This is a genomic window from Sphingobacterium sp. UBA6320, from assembly GCF_002440335.1.
Classification (GTDB): Bacteria; Bacteroidota; Bacteroidia; order Sphingobacteriales; family Sphingobacteriaceae; genus Sphingobacterium.
Genome location: NZ_DJTA01000017.1, coordinates 150,350 through 172,500, shown reverse-complemented (window position 1 = coordinate 172,500; position 22,151 = coordinate 150,350). Strand labels below are relative to the sequence as shown.

17 protein-coding genes are annotated in these 22,151 nt (G+C 39.4%); 4 read left to right on the top strand and 13 right to left on the bottom strand.

Translation table 11 applies throughout. From position 1 onward, the window contains the following. The first annotated feature begins 23 nt into the window (after positions 1-23). A complete protein-coding gene (locus B3P23_RS10710) occupies positions 24-1,667 on the top strand; it encodes a serine hydrolase (RefSeq protein ID WP_293925822.1) in 1,644 nt (547 codons plus the stop codon). A 139-nt stretch (positions 1,668-1,806) separates the two neighbouring features. Here B3P23_RS10710 and B3P23_RS10705 read toward each other — a convergent pair whose 3' ends face one another. After that, positions 1,807-2,241 carry a nuclear transport factor 2 family protein gene (locus B3P23_RS10705; RefSeq protein WP_045753869.1) on the bottom strand — a complete coding sequence of 145 codons (435 nt, stop codon included), beginning with the start codon at positions 2,239-2,241 and terminating at the stop codon, positions 1,807-1,809. Between the two features lie 258 nt (positions 2,242-2,499). Here B3P23_RS10705 and B3P23_RS10700 point away from each other — a divergent pair, with 258 nt between their 5' ends. Together B3P23_RS10700 and B3P23_RS10695 are read left to right on the top strand one after the other, a co-directional pair. Further along, on the top strand, positions 2,500-3,027 hold the full coding sequence (locus B3P23_RS10700; RefSeq protein ID WP_248753655.1) for an STM3941 family protein: 528 nt from the start codon (positions 2,500-2,502) through the stop codon (positions 3,025-3,027). Between the two features lie 416 nt (positions 3,028-3,443). Next, positions 3,444-3,665, top strand: a complete 222-nt coding sequence (locus B3P23_RS10695; RefSeq protein ID WP_281047124.1) for a DUF1456 family protein — start codon at positions 3,444-3,446, stop codon at positions 3,663-3,665. A 72-nt stretch (positions 3,666-3,737) separates the two neighbouring features. Here B3P23_RS10695 and B3P23_RS10690 read toward each other — a convergent pair whose 3' ends face one another. Beyond that, entirely contained in the window at positions 3,738-4,625 is an 888-nt protein-coding gene (locus B3P23_RS10690) for a sugar phosphate isomerase/epimerase family protein (RefSeq protein WP_293925819.1), read from the bottom strand. 490 nt (positions 4,626-5,115) lie between these two features. Here B3P23_RS10690 and B3P23_RS10685 point away from each other — a divergent pair, with 490 nt between their 5' ends. Then, positions 5,116-5,541 carry an OsmC family protein gene (locus B3P23_RS10685; RefSeq protein ID WP_293925817.1) on the top strand — a complete coding sequence of 142 codons (426 nt, stop codon included), beginning with the start codon at positions 5,116-5,118 and terminating at the stop codon, positions 5,539-5,541. Between the two features lie 296 nt (positions 5,542-5,837). On the opposite strand, the gene B3P23_RS10680 is transcribed toward B3P23_RS10685, so the two are convergent. The 11 genes from B3P23_RS10680 to B3P23_RS10630 form a co-directional block, all read right to left on the bottom strand. Then, entirely contained in the window at positions 5,838-6,005 is a 168-nt protein-coding gene (locus tag B3P23_RS10680; RefSeq protein ID WP_260949483.1) for a hypothetical protein, read from the bottom strand. A 305-nt stretch (positions 6,006-6,310) separates the two neighbouring features. Beyond that, positions 6,311-6,988, bottom strand: a complete 678-nt coding sequence (locus B3P23_RS10675; protein ID WP_293925815.1) for a GNAT family N-acetyltransferase — start codon at positions 6,986-6,988, stop codon at positions 6,311-6,313. 241 nt (positions 6,989-7,229) lie between these two features. Beyond that, positions 7,230-7,847: a peptide chain release factor H gene (prfH, locus tag B3P23_RS10670; RefSeq protein WP_293925813.1), complete on the bottom strand. Its 618-nt coding sequence runs from the start codon at positions 7,845-7,847 to the stop codon at positions 7,230-7,232. 5 nt (positions 7,848-7,852) lie between these two features. Then, positions 7,853-9,244 carry an RtcB family protein gene (locus B3P23_RS10665; RefSeq protein ID WP_293925811.1) on the bottom strand — a complete coding sequence of 464 codons (1,392 nt, stop codon included), beginning with the start codon at positions 9,242-9,244 and terminating at the stop codon, positions 7,853-7,855. A gap of 359 nt (positions 9,245-9,603) precedes the next feature. Then, positions 9,604-10,095, bottom strand: a complete 492-nt coding sequence (locus B3P23_RS10660) for a hypothetical protein (RefSeq protein ID WP_045756523.1) — start codon at positions 10,093-10,095, stop codon at positions 9,604-9,606. 290 nt (positions 10,096-10,385) lie between these two features. After that, entirely contained in the window at positions 10,386-12,329 is a 1,944-nt protein-coding gene (locus B3P23_RS10655; RefSeq protein WP_293925809.1) for a glycoside hydrolase family 97 protein, read from the bottom strand. Positions 12,330-12,375: 46 nt separating this feature from the next. Beyond that, positions 12,376-14,298 carry a family 43 glycosylhydrolase gene (locus B3P23_RS10650; RefSeq protein ID WP_293925807.1) on the bottom strand — a complete coding sequence of 641 codons (1,923 nt, stop codon included), beginning with the start codon at positions 14,296-14,298 and terminating at the stop codon, positions 12,376-12,378. A gap of 353 nt (positions 14,299-14,651) precedes the next feature. Further along, a complete protein-coding gene (locus tag B3P23_RS10645) occupies positions 14,652-15,728 on the bottom strand; it encodes a glycoside hydrolase family 43 protein (protein ID WP_293925806.1) in 1,077 nt (358 codons plus the stop codon). An 8-nt stretch (positions 15,729-15,736) separates the two neighbouring features. After that, entirely contained in the window at positions 15,737-18,316 is a 2,580-nt protein-coding gene (locus tag B3P23_RS10640) for an alpha-L-arabinofuranosidase C-terminal domain-containing protein (protein WP_293925804.1), read from the bottom strand. 710 nt (positions 18,317-19,026) lie between these two features. Continuing rightward, on the bottom strand, positions 19,027-20,988 hold the full coding sequence (locus tag B3P23_RS10635) for an alpha-L-arabinofuranosidase C-terminal domain-containing protein (protein WP_293925802.1): 1,962 nt from the start codon (positions 20,986-20,988) through the stop codon (positions 19,027-19,029). 6 nt (positions 20,989-20,994) lie between these two features. Next, positions 20,995-22,137: an aldose epimerase family protein gene (locus B3P23_RS10630; protein ID WP_293925800.1), complete on the bottom strand. Its 1,143-nt coding sequence runs from the start codon at positions 22,135-22,137 to the stop codon at positions 20,995-20,997. Positions 22,138-22,151: the final 14 nt, after the last annotated feature.

Here is a 22,151-nt window from a genome sequence, read left to right as displayed (position 1 = left end):
CATACTTACCTAAATTTTATAAAATGAAAACATCATTTATGGCATTGCTATGCCTTGGATTTTCAGTTCTTTTTCCACAATTAAGTCCGGCGCAGGATCACACCAACCAATTGGACTCCTTAGTCAACGATGGACTTCCCAACAATGCTCCTGGCACTGTCCTGTACTTCACAAAAGGAGATCAGGTTCTTTATCAAAAAGCATTAGGCAAGGCCAATTTGGAGCTCGATGTTGATCTACAGGTCGATCATGTATTTCGATTGGGATCAGTCAGCAAACAATTTACAGCATGTGCTATTTTAAAACTAGCAGAAGAAGGTAAACTGTCTCTTCAAGATGATATTCGTCAATACATTCCCGATTTTCCAATAAAAGATCAAATGATCGCTATTGAGGCCTTACTCACGCATACTGCTGGAGTGAAAAATTATACTGGCCTGGCCAGCTTCACAGAAGAATTAAAGAGAAAAGACCTCAGCCCCGCAGCATTGATCAATCTTTTTAAAAATGAACCGCTTGAATATGAACCAGGGACGAATTATAAATATTCCAACTCAGGTTATATCCTTTTAGGCTACATCATTGAAAAAATTACAGGTCAGACTTATGCCACATATATCGAAGAAACTTTCTTTAAGCCACTGGGAATGAGACACTCCTATTTTGATCATCCCGTTAACCTTATTAAAGGAAGAGTATCAGGATATTCTCAAAGAAATGGTAGGTATCAAAATGCCCATTACTTGAGTATGACATTGCCGTATGCAGCAGGATCACTGGCCTCTACTCCAGGAGATATCCAAATCTGGTATCATGCCCTGTATCATGGACAGGTTCTAAAACCTGAAACATTAAAACATGCCTTTACCTCCTATACACTCATCAATGGAAGATCAATAGGGTACGGGTATGGTTGGGAAATCGGTAATATAAAGGGAACCCCGAGTGTCAAACATGTTGGTGTCATCAACGGTTTTTATACCTATGTAGCTTATTTACCAGAAGAGCAGATCACTCTATCCATTTTTAGAAATAGTGATAGTCCTACTGATCTTGACATACTAGCATCCAAAATGCTCGCTGTCTTATTAGAAAAACCCTATATGACAAAAGAGCTCATGATGACAGCTGCTCAATTGACAATTTATCAAGGTGTGTACACATTAGACAATGGTGAGGAATACCGTATTCGATTAGAGGACGGGTATCTTGTATATTTCAACGCTGGAGGAACAAAAACGCGATTAGTTCCAACGGCAAAAGATCAATTTATACTAGGAAATAGTTTGAATACCTTAAGTTTTAAAAGAACTAAACAGGGTAAGGTCGCAGATTTTATAATAAAGGGTACAGGAATAGCATCCAATGGTTATCGAAAAAACGTCAAGATCAGTTTACAGTCAAAAATGGAGATGTCCCTACAGATGTTGCAGCGATATGTAGGTGGTTATCAATTTCAACCAGGACCGGTATTTGAAGTCATACTAGAGAACAATAAACTGTATGGACAAGTTGGACATGATAAAAAAGAATTGGTTCCATATGCAGAGCACAAATTTTTCGCTCGAGATTTAGATGCTTCACTTATTTTTCAGGTCAATTCAAAGGGCAGTGTTATAGGTTTGACCAAGATCCAGAATGGCGAGATGACAGCTACGAAGTTATAAGCCCACAGCGAGCTTCCAATCATAAAAATGGAAGCTCGCTTTCGATATAAAATTAGCTGTGCTCGAAGTTTTATTAACCAAAAAAGGCCACATCCCATCATGTAGCCTAATATTAAAGATTTGATTTTTACGAAATTCTCTATTGATAAGAAGTCACTGATGCTGTTACTTTCCAAACGCCAGATTCGTTTATTAAGGTTACTAAATCACTTTTAGTAAAGCCTTCAAATTGCATCGTAACTTTAGCAATTGCATAATTTGTAGATGCTTCAATAATCTCGGTACTCGTTTTACAGTTTAATTTCTCCCCTTTTTGCTTTTTCAAAAAATCAATTACTTCCGAGCGATTATTCGTTTTTATGCTCGCACCTTGTGACTTTTGAGTGAAATCCGACGCAAGTAATTGTTCTAAACCTATAGACTGTCCTTCGGTAAGGATATCAACATAATGATCTAGTGCATCAGTCGCGCTAGAAAGATTGATTGTTTTTTTGTCGGGTTTGCCAGCTGCCATAGCGAAAGTACTGATAGCGATCAATGCCGCTGCTGCAAATGTTTTTACTAAAGTTTTCATAATGTCTTTATTTTATTGTTTTAGTTATGAGTCTTTTATCAATAAGTCCATCAAAAATAGATGTTGTTGTTATTTCCTTTAACTTGATGATTCAAAATTAAGACAAACAACCTAATCTAATTATTACATTTAGATTAACATTATATTAAACTCGGTAAGATGCGGAAAAATAAAGGTAAAATGAAATAATATAAGTTAATCAGCATTGCCCCCCTTAAAATTGATTACTTTCGCTATTCATTAATTCCAATTTGATATATGAGTAAAGAAATAAAAATCTACAGAAATACCATTAAAACTAGAAATTTACTATTAAGTTCAGCTGCCATCTGTATTCTGCTAGCCGCTGTATTCATCTATGGACTAGGTCTTTTTGATCATATTTTTAAGGCAAAAGTGGCAGTTGGTAGTGGCGCAGTTTTATTGATTATGTTGATTCTAGTCATTAAAAGCCTAATCAACATGAACGATAAATCTGCCATGTTTGAATTCAACGAAAACACGATAAGTGGAAAATCAGCTCCTTTATCCAAAGCTATCGGGCCAATTGCCTGGAAAGATGTTACAGCAATAGAGAAACATAAGGTCGGCGGCGATACGCTAGTCGTCGTGTATTTAAAAAATGCCGAATCCTATAAGACGAGGCTCTCCAAAATGTATTGGAATATGGCATTTGAAGAGCAATCTCAGGAATTGCAAATTATGTATTCCGCTTCCGAAATTGATATGAACATCGACGAATTACTGGATCTATTTTTATCGTATTGGAAGCAATCTGCTGAGTAAGTAAGCACTATAGGTTGAATGCAGAGCACCATTATAATTAAAAAAGGAGCAGAAAAAACTAGGATTTTGCTTCTTTTTTATGCTTATAACAGTTATTGCAAGAGTAGAAAATACTCATATTCCTTATTTAAATTAGTGTTCTTTCAGCAACTCTACCCAAAAAATCACTTCATAACTTATTTAAATTAATACACCGATGGATTAGGGTATAGATTTCCGGATTGTTTACTTGTTCGACGACAGTAAGATTATGGTACCCGTTTTTACGACGAATAGATAGGCCGGTGGAATGTGCCAGATCCAGTATTAACAGAACAGTTTCTCAGAAATTCCACCAAATTCACTCATATCAACCGACTTGCTATGGTTTTCTAGCATAGTTTTCATAAATTTACGCCATGAGCAACAATGATATTATGAAAAAGCTACGCGTAGCTTTAAAATTTACTGACGACGATATTGTTGGAGTATTGGCCCTGGTGGACTTCAGAATTACAAAGACAGAATTGGGTGCAATATTCCGTAAGGAAGACCACGCAAATTTTAAGCCTTGTGGTGACCAGTTGTTAAGAAATTTCCTGAATGGGTTGATTATCTACAAGCGCGGCCCTAAACCTCGTACTAATCTAGAAGATTAAATTATAGGACAAGTGAACTTGTAAAATCATACCCATAAACTTCTTTTAAGATTCTTTATCTCAATATTACAGTTATCGTTGTAAGTGTTTTTTGAAGTAGGCAGCATCATCAGCTGCACTTTTCATGGGGCTGTGTGCAAAATTACCTCCCTGCTCCAAATAGTACAATTCCAGTCCTGACTTGATCGGATCTGGAAGTATTTCTACATAGTCAATCGAACCATTGCCCAACTCGGTATAATCTCTGGTCACTTTATCCATGTCCTTGATGTGCCACATCACATATCTCCCTGGCTGATTGTCGACCAATTCTTTGGGCGTAAGTGTAGAAGAATGCATCACCCAATACATATCCATTTGCAGCTTGACCAAAGAGCTGTCTGTTTCATTTAAAATGATATCAAAACCATTTTCACCATCATGGTCAATAAATTCGAAGTCATGATGGTGATAAGCAAATCCAAGGCCTGCATGTTTTACCTGCTCTCCTATTACATTGAGTTCGTGTGCCATCAACTTGAAATTATCAATCGTCCTTTGTTCTGGTGCGATCCATGGCCAAGTGATATATTTCATATCCAAGTCAAGGGCTCCCTTTATACACCGATCCACAAATCGCATCAATTCATCTTGTGGCTTTGTTAGATATGAAGAAAAACCGTAATGTCCACTAGAGGCTGTAATATCAAGGTCTTCTAATATCTTCTTGAACTCTGAAGACTTAAGTCCATAAAAGCTGCATTTCTCACTGTCAAATCCAAACGTCTCACAATCCGCATACCCCATCTCCTTTACAGCTTTCAAAGTGAGAAGAGGTGCTTGGGTCATATCCTTATGAATGGTAAAGAGCTGTAATCCCATTTTATACTTAGGTTGATCAAACATTGAAAAACCAGAAAGGGGTAATGCAGCTATAGTTCCTAGCATTCCGGCAGATTCCAAAAATTTTCTTCGGTTCATTTTCATTTATGCAGTGAGATTAACTTGTTTTCAGATTTCGATTATCCAAACATACTATTTCTTAATTAGACCTCCAATATTAAAAGTGGAGACAGATTTGAAAAAATAGATTTAAATTTGTTTAATTATGAAAAGAGTATTGGATGATTCTTTTAAGAAGATGGAGCTAGATCTATGATATACAAAAGTATCGGTATCCGCAGCAGCAAAAGAACTAGATATTGATGCTAGTAGGATCAATGTAGCATAGATCCTATAAAACTTACAACGTGAGTGGAGTAGATTAGGTAGTATATTATTCAAATGGAAATAGAATTTTTATTTTTAAGGATGTACCAATTGTAGTTGTAATAACATCGACAGCATATAATACACCATATGGACACAAGCAAGTCGACAAAATAATGCAGTACTATTTAATAGAAGCAGTAGCGAAATGACAAGAAAAATAACATTTAAACATTTATTTAAGGCAACATTAAATTGGGTTTTGAAAAAACAACCAACCACAGCTGGATTTTATAGTAAAAGTCACCGCATTTCGATCGAAGGTAAAAAAGATATGGAGATTTCGGCAGCTAAAGCTTTCAAAGGTGATCCTGAATTGCATAATCCTGAGGATCTCTTGTTGAGCAGTTTAGTTTCATGTCATATGATGTCTTATCTATATGTTTGTGCCCAGAACAAAATAGAAATCCTCACCTACTCGGATCATGCTGAAGCAGTCTTGGAGGTCAATCCAGATGGAAGTGGACGTTTTGTTGAAGTTCGACTAAATCCATGTATTACCATTACAGATCCTCAGCAAATAGCATTAGCAATGGATTTACATCAGAAAGCCAATCAACTGTGCTTTATAGCCAATTCTTGTAATTTTCCAGTAATACACCACCCAATTGTAGAAATGAAAAAATAACCTCCATAAATCCATCTGGAATCGGATGTTAATCTTTTCATCATTCATCTAAAAAGATCGAGCGCATCAGCTGATTTGATAGCTGATACCATGATTGGGTTTAGATGAGAATAAATGAAATATACCACTAAACTACAATAGTTAGCATGCTAATTTATTATACCAGTTGATAGCTGTGTTAGCTCAATGTACAGCAAAAGTTTGACTACTTTTTAGCTTTCTCCGGTTCATAGTTGAGAAATTGCGGTCCCTAATTCCAAAATAGGTGTCACTTGTTGAGAAACTTCGACAGCAATTTATAAAATAGGTGTCACTTGTTGAGAAACTTCGACAGCAATTTCCAAAATAGATGTCACTTGTTGAGAAACTTCGACAGCAATTTCCAAAATAGATGTCACTTGTTTAGAAACTTCGACAGCAATTTCTAAAATAAGTATCGCTTGTTGAGAAACTTGGACAGTCATTTCCAAAACAAGTATCACTTGTTGAGAAACTTGGATAGCTATTTTCAAATAAGGGACTGCAAGTTATTGAGCTGTTGCCCCTACTTTCTAACTTTCGATTCTTTGTTCCTAAATAGGGATTAAAGGTCGTCAATAAGTAGTCACAAAAAGCTAAGAAGCAGTCCAAGAAAGACGTCGAACTATACAGAAATACGCATCAAAGGCTCAAATAAGGCTTTTGAATCAATAAGGAGCCTCAGCACACTGTGTTCTGGTCAAGATTCTAAAATAGTTGCCTAATTAACTAATTAGCGAAATCCCTTCCCTTACGCTGGTTTAATTAAGTTCCAAAAACTTATTTTTCTTCTCGTCTTAAACCCCAGCTTTTCGTAGAGATTGATAGCACCGCTATTATTTTCTGCCACATGTAGATAAGGTACTTTATTTTGTAAAAATATCTGGTGGCAAGTATGTGCAACTAATTTTTTAGCAAATCCAAGACCCGTATAACGAGGATGTGTGACCACAGCACTTACTTCTGTATAAGCGTTCATCTTCATCCGTTCACCTGTGACAGCAACAAGTTGACTGTCTTTATATATACCATAATAATTCCCCAATTCAGAAGTCTTATTTTTGAAATATCCAGGTTGAACTAAATTGACTAAGTTGAGGAGATCATCATGGTGATCGACACGAAGATCGACTATATGTTCATCCATTGCTATCGATATCTCCTTATCAAGCACCATTTGATGACAAACTAATTCTTGATGCAGTATGATCGGACTATTGAATTTGGGTTGATCACCCACAACATAGAAATTGGACGTATCTCGAGCATATTCAGCTATAGACTTTGCAGTCTGATCCATTTTTATAAAACCACCAAAAGGACAATACTGAGGCTTGTAGAATTTTACTCCATCAAATTCAAGTGCGCTATCGCGATGAGTTTCTGAAAGTGAATACCATACAGGATTATCTAATTTACTTGTATCCAATACCCTATCATTAAGTTAAAAAAAATAAAGCAATAGGCATTACTCCACTGCTTTGATACCTAAACAAGATAGTAAAACTTTATACATTAATCAAACTGTAAAGTCAGTAAAAGGTCATTGAGTGACCAGATTTTTCAGCTTGAGCTTATTAAAATAAAACCCCCTGTATGTGACGATACAAGGGGTTTAGCACAATGCCTGTTGAATCTTCTGAGCACGATCATAAGCAGGGTTTTCTAAATTAAGATTTAAAATCGATACCCTTAAAAACACGAGTCGGATTACCCCGCTCAATTTCAGCATGATTTTGCCACTGCTTATCGACATCCTGTTGCGCAGATTCATTTTGCAATTGCATTAACTTATGTGCCAACCGTTCCTTCGCTAATTTTTTATTTTGCAATTGCGATCTTGTATCCATGGCAACCGCAGTAATTCCTGTAGGCATGTGAAGCGCTCTAACAGCAGAGCTAACTTTGTTTACATGTTGTCCTCCTGCTCCCGAGCTTCGCATGACCTGATACAGAATATCTTTTTCCAACAGGATGATCTCTTTTTCTTTTGTAATGACAAAAAGTGCGATAAACCAATTTTTCCTTTTATGAAAACGGCGAAACGGACTTTCACAAATCCATAGTAGCGAACCTTTCCATGCTTGCAGAAAGATATCGATCTCTGCTCCCGTCAATTTACATACGACAGACTGGATTAAACCGCTTCCACTTTTGTCTTCATTGATCACCATCACGTGTATCTGCTTTGTTAAAGCCTCCCTTTGAAAGATGCCCAGCACACGCGTTAGGAAAAAGTCACATTCCTTGGGACCTTTTCCCGAACTTAATTGTATATATACCTCCATATATGTTAACTTTCCATACGAACAAATTTGGGTTTGAAAATACCCAATACCTGTATTAATTCTTTTTGAAGATGCATCACCTGATCGATGTCCTTGTAAGCCATCGGTGATTCATCCATACTTCCCCCCAGCAGTTGAACTCCAGCCTTTGCCAGATTCTTGTTCATTTCTGCTTTTGTAAAACTTGATTTTGCATCAGCTCTTGAATATAGACGTCCGGCGCCATGTGAAGCCGAGTTGAGGCTATTTGGATTTCCTAAACCTTCAACAAGGTAACCCGGAGCAGTCATAGAGCCCGGAATAATACCCAATGTACCTTGAGCAGCTGGTGTTGCCCCCTTACGATGCACGACACATTCCTGACCATTCACAGTCTCCTTCCAAGCAAAATTGTGATGATTTTCGATGGTCAATGCGATACGCTTACCCAAAGCTTTCGCAATGCGCTGATGGATATTTTCGTGACAAGCTTTTGCATAATCTCCTGCCAGATTCATAGCCAGCCAATATTCCTGTCCATCATGTGTATCGAGATCAAGCCAAGCCAGATGCTGAACATGTTGTGGCAGCGGGCATTGTTTTTTAGCCAAATAGGTATAGTGCTTTGCAATAGCTGCTCCAAGGCCACGCGAACCACTATGCGATAGTACGGCCAAATAACAGCCCGGACCAAGTTTCCACTCGGGCCGCGGTGCAGCTAGTTCGATGATACCAAATTCCACAAAATGATTTCCACCACCAGATGTTCCCAATTGTTTGTAAGCTTTATCTTGCAATCCCTTTAGCAGCGGAATATCCTGAAATTCCGATCGGTATAAGACCTCATGGTCAATTTTGTTTTTATGTGTTTCATACATGCCAAATTTGGTATGCGCTGACAACATATTCAACAACATAGCATCTTTACCTTTTATAAAAGATGCGGGTAGATCAAATATGGACAGGCTCATACGACATCCAATATCAACACCCACCCCATAAGGTATAACGGATTGATGAGTGGCCAATACGCCACCTATAGGTAAGCCATAGCCAGAATGTGCATCGGGCATCAAGGCTCCAGCCACAGCTATTGGCAATTTTAGGGCATCATACAATTGAAATTTTGCCCGCTCATCAATGAGATCTTCTCCAAAGATTGAAAATGGAACACGATGGGTCAACAGTTCGTGCAGACGAACGTCAACTGGTTTGATTAAACTTTCTGCCAATTTGCCCCAAACTCCATGACCACTAAATCTTGCAGGAGCTAATAAAACTTCGTTTACTTCTTGTAAAACCGTTTCTTTTTTCTCCCGCTTTCTATAGCGTTGTATCTGAGATAAACCGATATTAATGCTGTTATTTTGTGGAAAACCTAGTTTTATAAGGTCTTTCCCTGAGATTTTACTTCCCATTATTGTATTATTAAATTGAAAAATGTGTTTAGAAAACACCATGATTGCGTTGGATATGGTATCCAACAGATTTCAATTCGGGAAATTTTGAGTGCAAAAAATGGAATAAACAAAAAAGCCCGAATCATCTTCGGGCTTTTCATATAATGATTGGATGAATCTCTTATATCTGGGCACGAAGAATCACTACCGCATCTATTGCAGTAATGTTAAACGCTATGATATCAGATATATTCATTTTTGTTTTCTCCGTTAAAGGGGTTTTTTATTATTTATCGGGACAAATATAGGATTTATTTTGAATTAGTAAAAAAAATATAAAAAATAATATAACATCAGGTTGATCCACATCAAATTAATTATTCTCCCTGCATCTGTTTACATGCGTCGGCTAAGTTCACCAATTCAGGTAACGCCTGAAACGAAAAATAGGATATATCATCATCTTGCCGCTCCTGTAATAGTTTGGTATAAGCTTGCACACAAGCATGGATATGTTGTTCAAATAATAATTTCCACTGTTTTTTATTTTTTTCATTATAATTTTCAAATGATTTTTCTCCCGCTTTCCATATCTGATCAAATTGACGCTGATCCAATTGAAGTGTCTTGCCCTTTACGATTTCAAGTAAAATAGGTTGAGTCGTTTTATAGTAGTCTTTTATCCGCTTACAGAGTAATAGCATCTGTTTATCCGTGGTATGTTTTTCCATGAGCTGCGTCATGACCAGCCCTTCTGTACGCATGAAAACAATGTCCCTCAACGTATTTTCATCTTTTAAATCTTGAGAAATTAGTGCCGAGCTTTGTAATAACAGGAAAATGGTGATGATAAAAGAATAGACTCTCATATTTGCTTGAATTATATTAATACTACGGTTTCATGATATTACTATACATCAAGCAATAAATGTTCTATTTTTCTGTTTGCACTTATAAAACAAGTATTTACAACTAAAAAAAGGAGTTTATTACCATTGTAAGTATTTATACCTATATCCATTTTGCAAGCCCTGGAGCTTTCGTTTACCATATGTAAGCATACTGACCATAAAAAAAAGCAAGCATCCAAAGATGCTTGCCACACAAATTGTTTGAAGTTTCACCCATCAAAACAATGTTTTAAAGTATAAAAAAGAGATTACTGTCCAACAATTATAAATCCGCCATCCGCTTGAAGCGTTACTTTCAACTGTTTTCCTTTTTGTGCAGGCAATACCTGATACTGTGGTGATCGATCCCTATTGTCCTGATAAAGCTCCCATTTATTCCCCGAAAGCATGGGGAGGTTTAGCGTTAGTTCTTTTGCTTTTTTCTCCGCATTGATGCCAGCTATATACCATCGATCGCCATGTCTTCGAGCCAATACCACATATTGCCCCGGATAACCATCGATAAAAACAGTCTCATCCCAGACCGTAGGTACCTCTTTCATAAAGTCAATCACATATGCGGGCATTTCCGTTAGATTGTTGGGTGTAATTCCAAAATTTTGTACTGGGGTCTGAAATAAAACAGCAGTCGCCAATTGAAAAGTTTCGGTTGTTTTTCTGCTCATCCCACCATTGTTCTCCCGGTTATGTCTTTTATTCAGTAAAACTGGGCCAAAATCCATCGAACCTACAGCATTCCGAATAAAGGGATGCAAGCTCGCATGAAAGGCCTCTGTATCATTGGCATGTTGACTAAAGATCAGATTCTCCGATGCCAGTACCGCCTCACTACCAACAAAATTTGGATACATACGCTCCCAGCCGCGAGGCAAGGTGCATCCATGAAAAATAACAGTTAGACCATGATCATTAGCATCCGATAGAATATCCTCATAAAGCTTCATCGTCTCCTGTTTGTCCCCTCCAAAAAAATCCACTTTTATACCTTTTATGCCGACCTTTTGCATCCAAGCCATCTCTTTTTTTCTGGCAGCAGCAGTATTCATCATGTTTTTAGGAGTCTGTGGAGCGTCATTCCAAAAACCATTGGAATTGTACCACAAACAGATCCCTACACCTTTATCTTGACCATAGGCGATCAAGGTTTCGATTTTATCCCGACCGATTTTGCTATCCCACCAGTTGTCTACCAAAACAAACTCATAGCCCATAGCCGCAGAAAGATCTACAAATTTTTTCTGATCTTCCATATTGATACTCCCATCTTGCCATTCTAACCAGCTCCATGTTGAACGTCCAAACGTATACGGTTTAGAAGCTTTATACAGCGGTTCGACCACATCAAATGCAACGGTCGTTTCAACAATAGGTTTTAGCGTGCTTCCGACAGTCAACGTACGCCATGGTGTATTTCCTGGTAGTGCAATAACGGGTTGAGCGCTACCTATACCATTATTTTCATCCACCTCAGGGAAAGCAATCTGATAGAGACCATCTTTGGTCCCTTCACTCAGTTTCGATCCACAGTACAGTGCACCAACACCTGTTTCGGATACCAGTACCCAACCGCGGTCCCCCACGTGAAATAACCCAGGAAAGGTATAACCTAGCCCATACTTAGAACGCACGCCCAATTGCTCATCGGCAGTATATCCTTCTTCATAACTTGGCTTTGATTTCATCCAGCCAGACATCGCCGGTGCTTGAGGAGTTAGGAAAGTTGTCGTCAAATTCGGAAATTTAAAGGCACTCCGTTCTTCTTCAATATAAAAATTAGCAGCTTCACCCGATTGAGGTACATGGTAGCGAAAAGCAATATCATGATTGCTGACTCGAAATATAACATGCAAGGCTTGTTTATCCGCATTTTCTAATTTACAAATCAATTCATTTGCTTGGTAATGGACCTGTTTGCGCTTGATCTTCTGTTCCTCATATTGTTCATCAATTTGGTTATATACCTGATCAATTAATCTTAAATGAGTAGATAGATCGACCTCTCGTCCTTTTAAGCCAAGTGCCGACCTTTCGAGCATGACTTTTCCATCCAGTTGGACATCATAATAAAGTTGGCCATTTTCTAGAGACAGATTTACGACAAGTCGTTTATCAGGTCCGGCCACAGTCAGTTTTTGTGCAAACCCCAGTACCGATGTAAAGCCTAGAAAAATGACGATAAGAAAACGTTTCATTTTGTGTAAGTTTTTGTTTAAAAAATGATTAGGAAAGTAAAACTTTCTAATGAGTCGGAATTACTTTTTTAATACTTCCATCCGTACCAAATTCCATTTTATCCATACATACTTCGCGGTTAAAACCTGCTGCGTCACCCATATGGATACCGTCGGGGTAACTAAATCGGTGATACACGATATACCATTCATCAGTACCAGGCACTTGCAATACGGAATTGTGCCCAGTACCGTAAATTCCCTTTGATGGATCCTTTTCAATTACAATATTATTTTCAGGAATATGGATCGGCCCTGTCGGTGATGAAGACGTGCCATATCGTACCCGATAATTCTCACTGCGCGTATCATCCTCGGACCATAAAAAATAATAGGTACCATTTCGGAAGATCACATACACGCCCTCGCGAAACGTTCGGTCAACATTCAGTACCTGGATCGTATTTTGTTTGATCGAGATCATATCTTTATTCAGTTCTGCAACAGCGAGGTATCCATTGCCCCAATACAGATAGCTTTTACCAGATTTAGGGTCATTAAAAACTGCAGGGTCGATTTCCTGCCCGCCCTTAATACCATTCGGTTTAAAATCTATCAATGGTTTTCCCGAATCCTTAAATGGACCTGTAGGCAGATCAGCAACCGCAACTCCTATCTTTTGAGCAGCAGTAAAATAGTAGTAATATTTATAATCACCTTTCACTTTTTTCTCTGCTATCGTAGGTGCCCAGGCATTCCTCGGTCCCCAGGGTACATCTTTCTTCAAATCCAAAATAACCCCTTCATCTTTCCAGTCTTGGAGATCAGTGGAAGAAAAGGTCTTAAAGTAATACCCGCCCCAACCATTGAATCCGTCACTCGTTGGATAGATATAATACTTTTTGGTTTTATTGGAATAAAGCACATCTGGATCGGCATAGAAACCATCCAATATGGGATTTTTCTTTGTCGACAACTTGATGTCCGAAGGTGTCCCCCAACGATCTGTCAGCTTTTTAAATTCACTTCTGGACAAAGGGATAATAGAACCATGCCGTGGGTGAAAGTCCATATTGACTTCATGGTCGATGACTTTAAACCGATCGAGATCAACAGATTCACAAAATTGATATTTCCCTTTTCCATATACATCATACATCAAAATATAGCGATCCGACTGATTGAGTTTAAAGACACTAGATCCCTCTACGGCATCATTAGTCTGCTGCTTATAGCCCGGTTGTTCAATCCATTTGCCTGATGTCAGCGAATCTGTCAATGCCAATTTTATTCCATTGCCATGTCCTTCAGTTTTATAAAATAGATAGAAGAGACCATTTTTATTGATGATATCCCCATCGATGCACGATTTGCCATTTTTAGGAAGAAATAATACCCGAGGCTCAGATTCCAAATCGGAGAACTCAGCATTCGCATATGCATAATATATGATATCAGCACCATCACCATGTTTCATCGACCAATAGACCATATATTTACCAGCAGCTGGATCATAGATCGTTTGTGGAGCCCATACCCGTTTAAGGTTTTCATGACCTTTAAATCGCTCTTGGATATTGATCACGTGATGCTTCCAGTGAATCAGATCTTCCGACTTCAATAAGATCATCGCACGATTAGAGTCCCACCCCTTAGAGGAGGTCATATCGGTCAATACCATATAAAAAGACTTGCCATCCTCCCCTCGGAGTATATGCGGATCCCGCACACCACCTGTTGTGCTGATGACCTTGGAGTCCAGTACCGGTTGATTGTTATGCAGCGCACGATAAGTATAACCATCGGTACTGACTGCAAAGCACACCGATTCATCCGCTACGGCATTGCCTTTAAAATAAGCAAATAAATAACCGACAAAGTCTTTTTCCGCTGGACCAGATCTATACTCCTGTCCAAGAACTGGAGCTATGATGCTAAAGGCAATAAATGTGATCAAAATATGGGCGAGTTGCCCTTTTCTTTTGTTCATGTCAGATATAAGTTATGAAGTAAATATGCAGTTTAGAATATATAAAAAGCTATTATTAAATGTTAAGAGTACACTTAAAAAAGTGACAAATTTTTTTTTGCTGATCAAAGCTCAAGCATTCCACTATGCATTCATACGCGTTGATTGAAGGTTTAAAAAATCTATTGGTTATAACAGTTAAACAAATATAAAAAAATAAATGTAAAACAAACATTTATTTTTCACACATCAATAATGCTTCACTTGACAAACAAAAGCAGATCGATCTGTATAGGCAAAAATGTGATAGTCGTACAGGACTGATCACTATTTAATCAAACCTGCACGACAAATAAATAAGACCGCTTTTACGCTTAAAGTCCAGCAGCACTACCAAATTTATGGGTCAGCGTTACTAGCTCTTCGGCAGTTATGGGCATGACCGATCCATGTCTGGGTGTAAATTCACCCCCTACCGGTGTATTCTGTATAAATGTGAACTCTGCCAAATCAGCACTTTTGCAAAATTGGTAGTAACCTTCCGTATAACAGTCATACATCAGGATGTATTCATCAGAATCAATCAACTTAAACACACTAGAACCTTCAACAGGCTTCTTCTGATCTACATGGAGATGCCGATATTCTGTTTGATAAGGTCCTGTTAAGCTTTTACTTGTTGCTCGCATGACACCACTTTTAGTACGAAAACCCTGATTCATGGTCGATAAACCCTCATCCTTAAAAAATAAGACATAATTCTTATTCTTTTCATCGTACACGATATCAGCATCAATCGCGGCAGTTCCAAAATCAAACAACAGTTCAGGTGTACTGATATCGGTAAAATCAGCATTGGCATAAGAGTAGTAAATCTTAAAATAGGGTTGTTTTTTATCACCAACGGCATACTCCCAATCATGCCGACCTATTGAATAATAGATCATATACTGTTGTTTATCATGATCCCAGATGATCTGTGGAGCCCATACCGCATGCAAATTGTCCCGATCAAATCCTTTTAAATTAGGAAAACGCGTAGGAAAGTCAATTGCCTGATGTTTCCAATGGATCAGGTCCGTACTTTTGAGCATGATGATACCATCATTGCTCTGCCAGCCCTCGCTAGAGCGCATATCGGTCATCACCATATAAAAGTATTTTCCATCGGGAGAACGCATGATATGTGGATCTCGGATTCCTTTTTTTAATGCAATACTATCGGATGCAAGTACTGGTTTTCCAGCATTTAGAGGCTTAAAATTTAGACCATCACGGCTAAAAGCATATCGAAGCTGCTCACCTTCCGGGCTATTATCCGAAAAGTAAGCGAATAAATAACCGACAGGTTGACTTGCGGTATCTTTTTTATGTTGTCCATAGACAGATACGCCCTGTATGATGAAGCACATGACCAGCTGTAACTGGATGGTAAATGGTATCTTTCTCATCTGATCAACTACTTTTGTGCAGGTATACGGAAAACGGTAAAGGAATAAGGAGACAATTTGCAACGATCTAGCTCTAATGTTGCTGCGACAGGGCGCGCGGTACGATCTGTTGGTTTTCCTGCGATAACAGTTGCCTTTACCTCTTGCTTGCGAATTCCGATCGCCGAAAGATCGAGTTCAAGATCCACCTCAACAGGCAATAGATTCACCAATTTTACGATAATATCTCCAGTTTTTGCGTCGCGTACAATTGATTTACCGATGCGTTTGTTGACCGCTTCATCTTGATTAGATAGCTGCAGATCACTAAATAGATACGTTTGGCCAGCATGTTGTCCAAATGCCTGCTGGATGTAATAACCTACTGTGGGTTTTACGGTTGTATTATTAAAGTAGATCAAATCGGGAGACCATTGCGTATTCCCTTCTTTTGCTAGCAAAGGAGCATAAGAAGTCATCGTCACGACATCAGCATTCCGTTCGACATTGCACAGATGTAAAGCTTCCGCCAGCGCAGTTTCAATGTTACTGGCACGATCAGGGAGGTGTGCCGCATACTCTCCAAGATATACTTTAGACTTACTGCGGTCATAACGGTCGTAGAAATCCTGATTGTGGATAAACCAGCCCGGCGGATTGTAATAATGCTCGTCGATCAACGGAACTTCTAATTTTGTTGCCAAATCCCACCCTGCTACATAATCAGATCCTTCATAAAATGGGCCTGCAGTACCAATCACTTCGATATGCGGATATTTTTTCTTTATCGCTTCATAGATCATCGTAAAGCGTTCTTTGAATATATCGGTAATTAAATCTTCATTACCGATACCGATATATTTCAAGTTAAAGGGAGCTGGATGTCCTGCTTCAGCGCGTTTTTTGCCCCAGACCGTATGGACATCTCCATTGGCATACTCAATCAGATCAAGGATATCTTGCACATAATGCCCCATCTCCTCCATCGGTATGCCGCACTGCTGACCACCAAGCTTATGGCCATGATGTGCCGAATTTTGACAAGGAACTCCGGCTGCTACGACCGGTACAGGTTCTGCACCCAGATCTTCACAAAATTGAAAATATTCAAAATACCCCAAACCAAAGGATTGATGGTATCCCCACAGATTGCGCTGTGGTTTTCGCTGTTCCACCGGACCAATGGTATTTTTCCAATGATAGATATTTTCAAGACCATCTCCATGCGCCACACATCCTCCTGGAAAACGGACAAAACGTGGTTTCATATCGGCAATAGTAGTAGCAAGATCTGCTCTCAGGCCATTTTCTCTATGATGAAATGTATTTTTAGGAAATAAAGAGACCATATCCAGATCAACTGTTCCATCCTGAGAATAGGTTATGACCAATCGGGCATCTGAAACGCTTGCATTTGCCAACATAGGTAAGGTATATTGCTGCCATTTTTTTGATAACTTCTTGGTTCGCGTCTCTGCAATGGTATTTCCGTCTCGATCTATTAATCGGATCAATAATTGGCCTAACTGTGCTGATTTTGCACGCGAATAAACGGAAAAGTTATACTGCTCCCCTTTTTTGATCGCAATCCCACCAAAACCTTCATTCACGATTCCTGCACCATCTTTAACCTTCATGGTCACATAGTGCTGATTATGCTGATGGATCGGCAAGATCGTATCGATAACCAGAACTGCTCCATCGTCTGTCGCACTCCAAGCCGTCAGACTATTCCATTCTTTCCGGTCCTTTGACGTATATTCAAATCCCCTGTTCTGAATCAGCTCGGCATATAAGCCCCCGTCGGCCGCATAATTAATATCTTCAAAAAATGCACCTATTAGCAGATCACTGATCGCTCGGTCGGGCATATGTTCATCCAGCTTCAATTTGCCTTTAATAGCGGTTAGTGAAGCAAAACGAGTACCATCATCTGCCATCCGTTCCTGGTTCAACTTTCCCTTGTATGCATCTAACTGCTGCTTTTTCAGTAATTTTTCAATGGTCTCCCAAGCGACTTTATGGACCGTGCCCAGATAGGTTCCGTCTGCCAGGCGTACCTGCTCCTTGGCATGCTGCTCCTGCATAACTTTTGTTGTCGCAGAAAATAGTTTAAAATCTTTCGTTTCTACAGCATAATTTCCGATAGAAGGGCGATCTGTTTTCCAGATTACTTGGTAAACACCGGTATTTTTCTGGTAATTGATGATTGGACTGAGGCAGTTACCGGAAGGAAAGACCAAAGGATAAGACTGGCTTTCCCAATGAATGAGATCTCTTGACTCACTATGTGCAAATGCACCATCTTCTTGATTCAAACTCCAGACACAATGCCAGGTACCTGTGGGTGACAAGAATAGAAAGGGATCAATCATTTTCTTCTGTGTGCCCCACTGTCCATAATCAGAACGCAGAAAACTGGACTCAGGACCGATACTATGCCATTTCTTTTTGTCCATACTCCACGCAAAATGCAAACCATTGTGATGGTTGTTCTTTCCAGAGCTATACGCAAAAAGATAAGCCGAATCGGGTTCATTAGCGTATAGCTTTTTCTGCGTTACGGTAATGAAAACTAATAAGCATATATAAACAAGCTGTTTTTTCATCAGAATAAAATTAGTATTGGTTATTATGTTCAACGATTTCACGTTAACGATCACGATCTTGCACGGGATCTTGAAAAGGAAAGCATGGTCATTGAGTGTATCATGCGCCATTTTTATGACGGTTTATAAAAAGTCCTAGATGGCACCATTAAAATATAAGCATATGTAGCCTCGCAGTTCAAACCCTATCACGAAAAACTGTTTCACATGAGCTGTACTGGTCTATGATGATCAAATTTGTTTAAAACGTAAAACAACACATACATTAGCCTAAAAGCACCAACACAACCATATGCTTGCTTTTAGTCAGGTTTCAAATCCTGTGCTGACGTACCGGCTATCCTACATCATCTATAAATCATATTCAACCCCAGCTACCACATAAACATCTACACAACATCGATGTCTATCACAGCTCCGTTTAAGAGGCTGTTTTCATACACTTGTTCTTCTAAATGGCACCAAATAGAACTCACAACCTTATCCAAACCCACATTGAGCTATACGATCGCTGCCTATGGCAGCATAACGAACACAACAGGGTAAAGACAATGATCCGATCATGAGCCTATTTTGGTGCTGACACCTAGGTGGAGGTATCAGCATAAAAATATAGTGCTGAGCTGTCCAAGACAAGCTTTGTTTAGTTTATGGTGATTGGCACACGAATGTGCCCCTCATGATCAGATCATTGCAAGAGTTATTATTTTTTATTGTACAGGCAGTTTAATGACTGTCAATGAATACGGAGCAAAAGTATCCGATATTTTTTTCCCTTTGTACTTGACCTCTTCCACTTTAGGCTGTATTTTCAATGGTTCCTCAAAACTAGTGGAAACATTCAAGTCCGCATTGGCCAATGTAGTTTTCACAGCGACCTGCTTCAATTTCTTCTGCGAATTGATATCAAAGTTAGCCTGAATAGGTTTGCTGTTGTAATTGACAAATTTGATAATCAGTTCTTTCGCTTTACTGTCATAGACCGCTGAAGCAAATAAACTGTCTTTACCTGCAATTGTCTCTCCATTCCATTTAATCGGTATAATGTCGGTACCCGTATGCGTCGAATACAATTTTTGAACCTGATAACTTGGTGTACCGTATACCTGTAGATTATCGACCCAGATCAAATCTGGACTCCACTGCCAACCATCGACATGGCCAAACAGCGGTGCATATGAAGCCATTTGGACAACATCGGCATTACGTTCCAAACCGGTCAAGAAAGCTGCTTCTGAAAGTGCGGCTTCCCAAGTACTACGACCAGGACCATTTGGTCTTGTGGTATGTGAAGCATATTCGCCAGCAAACACTTTCGGGCCATTTCGATCATAATCATCATAGCGAGAGACGCTGGACAAAAACCACGATGGTGGTCGGTAGTAATGCTCATCGATGATATCGATTTTCATCTCACGGAGCTGCTCGTCCAGATAGGCAAAACGCTCCCCGTCGGGATCAGTACCTGAACTGGCGATAATCGCTATTTCGGGATGTTTCTCCTTTAATACTTTTTTAAATGCAGCTAGACGCTCCACATACTGAGGACCCCAGTTTTCATTGCCCACGCCCAACATTTCCAGATTAAAGGGTGCTGGGTGTCCCATATCCGATCGTAGCTTACCCCAAGTTGTGCTAACCGATCCATTAGCAAATTCAATCAGATCCAAAGCATCTTGTATATACGTGTCCAGTTCCTCCATTGGCACAAGTTCTCCGGTATTAAACTGGCAGGCCATCCCACAGTTTAAGATCGGTACAGCTTTAGCGCCAATATCTTCGGCCATTAAGAAGTATTCATAAAATCCCAATCCAAAGGTTTGAAAGTAATCTGGCGCTGGCCTATGCTTAAATTCCGTATTCCAGCGGTTAATGATCAACTCACGCTCTTCAATAGGACCAACGGTCTTTTTCCATTGAAAACGACTTGCTAAGTCCCTACCTTCTACGATACAGCCTCCTGGGAAACGAATAAATCCGGGTTTCATATCGGCCAGCATCTGGACCATATCTTTACGCAGCCCTTTTGGTCTATTTTTCCAAGTATCCGTTGGAAAAAGGGAGATCATATCAAGCTCTGCATCACCAGAACCTTCGATCCAAACATTCAGCTTTCCTTTTGCAGTAGTTTCAGAAACGGTAAATTTACTGCTTCCACTTTGCCAATTACTTCCACTAGATAAGGCTAAAGTACTTGTTCCGATTACTTTATCTTGTTCATTTAATACTTCAACACGGATGCGCATGCCCGCAGAAGCTTGTTTAAAAAGCAATGAAAATTCATATTGCTCCCCTTTTTTGATTCCCATACCCCGGAATCCTTCATTTTGAAGACCCAATTGTATCCCTTTAGGATTATGGATTTTCAAGGAACGAGGATTACCCTTTCGTGTGCTATTGTTAACAATCAAAAAAGTACCTTCAGGTTCTTTGGTCAATTTTTTCCAGCCCATCCAAGGTTCATGAAATTCGAATGATCGATTTTTAACCAATTCGGCATATATTCCCCCGTCGGCACCCATGTTAATATCCTCAAAAAATACGCCCCACATATCTGGCGATATCTTGCCCGTTGGCCGATCAAGATCTACTTTAAAATTTACAGGGCTTTGTGCAAATACAGGTGTAGAACCAACCATTAAAACTGTTAGTAGTAGCTCAATTTTTTTCATGCTATATTATCTTATCGTAAATCTATATTCTGATTTTGAGGTGTATGTCTGGCCAGGTTTCACTACTGTCGAAGCAAATGTCGGATGATTAGGTGCATCTGGATAGTGCTGTGTTTCTAAGCAAAAGGCTGAACGGAAAGGATAGACCAAACCATTTTTCCCCTTCGGATCAGTGTCTGACATGAAATTGCCACTATAGAACTGCAGTCCCGGTTCTGTCGTCCATATCTGCATTTCTATCCCTGTTTTTGCGGCATAGACAGCAGCAACTTTTCTAAAACCGGTAGATTTTGACAATTCAAAGTTATGATCGTACCCTTTTCCGATTTTCAGTTGCGCATGGTCTACATCGATACGATCGCCGATTACAAATGCTTTGCGGAAATCAAATGGTGTTCCAGCTACAGGAATACTTTTTCCTGTCGGAATCAAGGTGTCATCCACTTCTGTAATGGCTTCCGCATCAATTTGCAGTTCGTGGTCCAGTATCGTTTCAGATCCCGCACCACTGAGATTAAAATAAGCATGATTAGTGAGGTTCAACACCGTTTCTTTATCCGTATTGGCTTGATAATCCATGACCAGTCCGCCGGTATGATTTAACGTATAGGTCACTTGCATTTTCACATTTCCGGGATATCCGGCTTCGCCATCAGGCGAAAGATAAGTGAAGGTGATGGAGGAATCCGAACGATTAGCGACATCCCACACTTGATTGTATACGCCATGTGTACCGCCATGCAGGGAGTTTTTCCCATCATTCTTTTCCAGTTCATATTTGACTCCTTGTAAAGTGAAAGTCGCATCACCGATCCGATTTCCATAACGCCCTACAATAGCTCCGTAAAAATTATCAGCATTCGCTTTGTACTCATCAGCACGGTCATAACCTAGGATCACATCCGTCAGATGACCTGCCTGATCAGGCACTTCTAAACTAACCAATCTTGCACCAAAATTGGTCAGTGCAGCTTTGAGCTTCCCATTGGTTAAGGTATAGCGTTTAACCTCCTTATTGTCGATCGTCGTCTCAAACGAGTGGACTGTACTATCTTGACTTGTAGCCGTATGTTGCTTATTGGAATTTTGCTGACAGCCGCAAGCAAATGCGGATGTCAACAATAAACCACTTAATATTTTATTATTCATATCGTTATGATTTA

Coding starts and splice junctions, on each gene's coding strand:
- B3P23_RS10710 (WP_293925822.1), top strand. CDS start 24: ATGAAAACATCATTTATGGCATTGCTATGCCTTGGATTTTCAGTTCTT.
- B3P23_RS10705 (WP_045753869.1), bottom strand. CDS start 2,241: ATGAAAACTTTAGTAAAAACATTTGCAGCAGCGGCATTGATCGCTATC.
- B3P23_RS10700 (WP_248753655.1), top strand. CDS start 2,500: ATGAGTAAAGAAATAAAAATCTACAGAAATACCATTAAAACTAGAAAT.
- B3P23_RS10695 (WP_281047124.1), top strand. CDS start 3,444: ATGAAAAAGCTACGCGTAGCTTTAAAATTTACTGACGACGATATTGTT.
- B3P23_RS10690 (WP_293925819.1), bottom strand. CDS start 4,625: ATGAACCGAAGAAAATTTTTGGAATCTGCCGGAATGCTAGGAACTATA.
- B3P23_RS10680 (WP_260949483.1), bottom strand. CDS start 6,005: ATGACTGTCCAAGTTTCTCAACAAGCGATACTTATTTTAGAAATTGCT.
- prfH (WP_293925813.1), bottom strand. CDS start 7,847: ATGGAGGTATATATACAATTAAGTTCGGGAAAAGGTCCCAAGGAATGT.
- B3P23_RS10665 (WP_293925811.1), bottom strand. CDS start 9,244: ATGGGAAGTAAAATCTCAGGGAAAGACCTTATAAAACTAGGTTTTCCA.
- B3P23_RS10660 (WP_045756523.1), bottom strand. CDS start 10,095: ATGAGAGTCTATTCTTTTATCATCACCATTTTCCTGTTATTACAAAGC.
- B3P23_RS10655 (WP_293925809.1), bottom strand. CDS start 12,329: ATGAAACGTTTTCTTATCGTCATTTTTCTAGGCTTTACATCGGTACTG.
- B3P23_RS10650 (WP_293925807.1), bottom strand. CDS start 14,298: ATGAACAAAAGAAAAGGGCAACTCGCCCATATTTTGATCACATTTATT.
- B3P23_RS10645 (WP_293925806.1), bottom strand. CDS start 15,728: ATGAGAAAGATACCATTTACCATCCAGTTACAGCTGGTCATGTGCTTC.
- B3P23_RS10640 (WP_293925804.1), bottom strand. CDS start 18,316: ATGAAAAAACAGCTTGTTTATATATGCTTATTAGTTTTCATTACCGTA.
- B3P23_RS10635 (WP_293925802.1), bottom strand. CDS start 20,988: ATGAAAAAAATTGAGCTACTACTAACAGTTTTAATGGTTGGTTCTACA.
- B3P23_RS10630 (WP_293925800.1), bottom strand. CDS start 22,137: ATGAATAATAAAATATTAAGTGGTTTATTGTTGACATCCGCATTTGCT.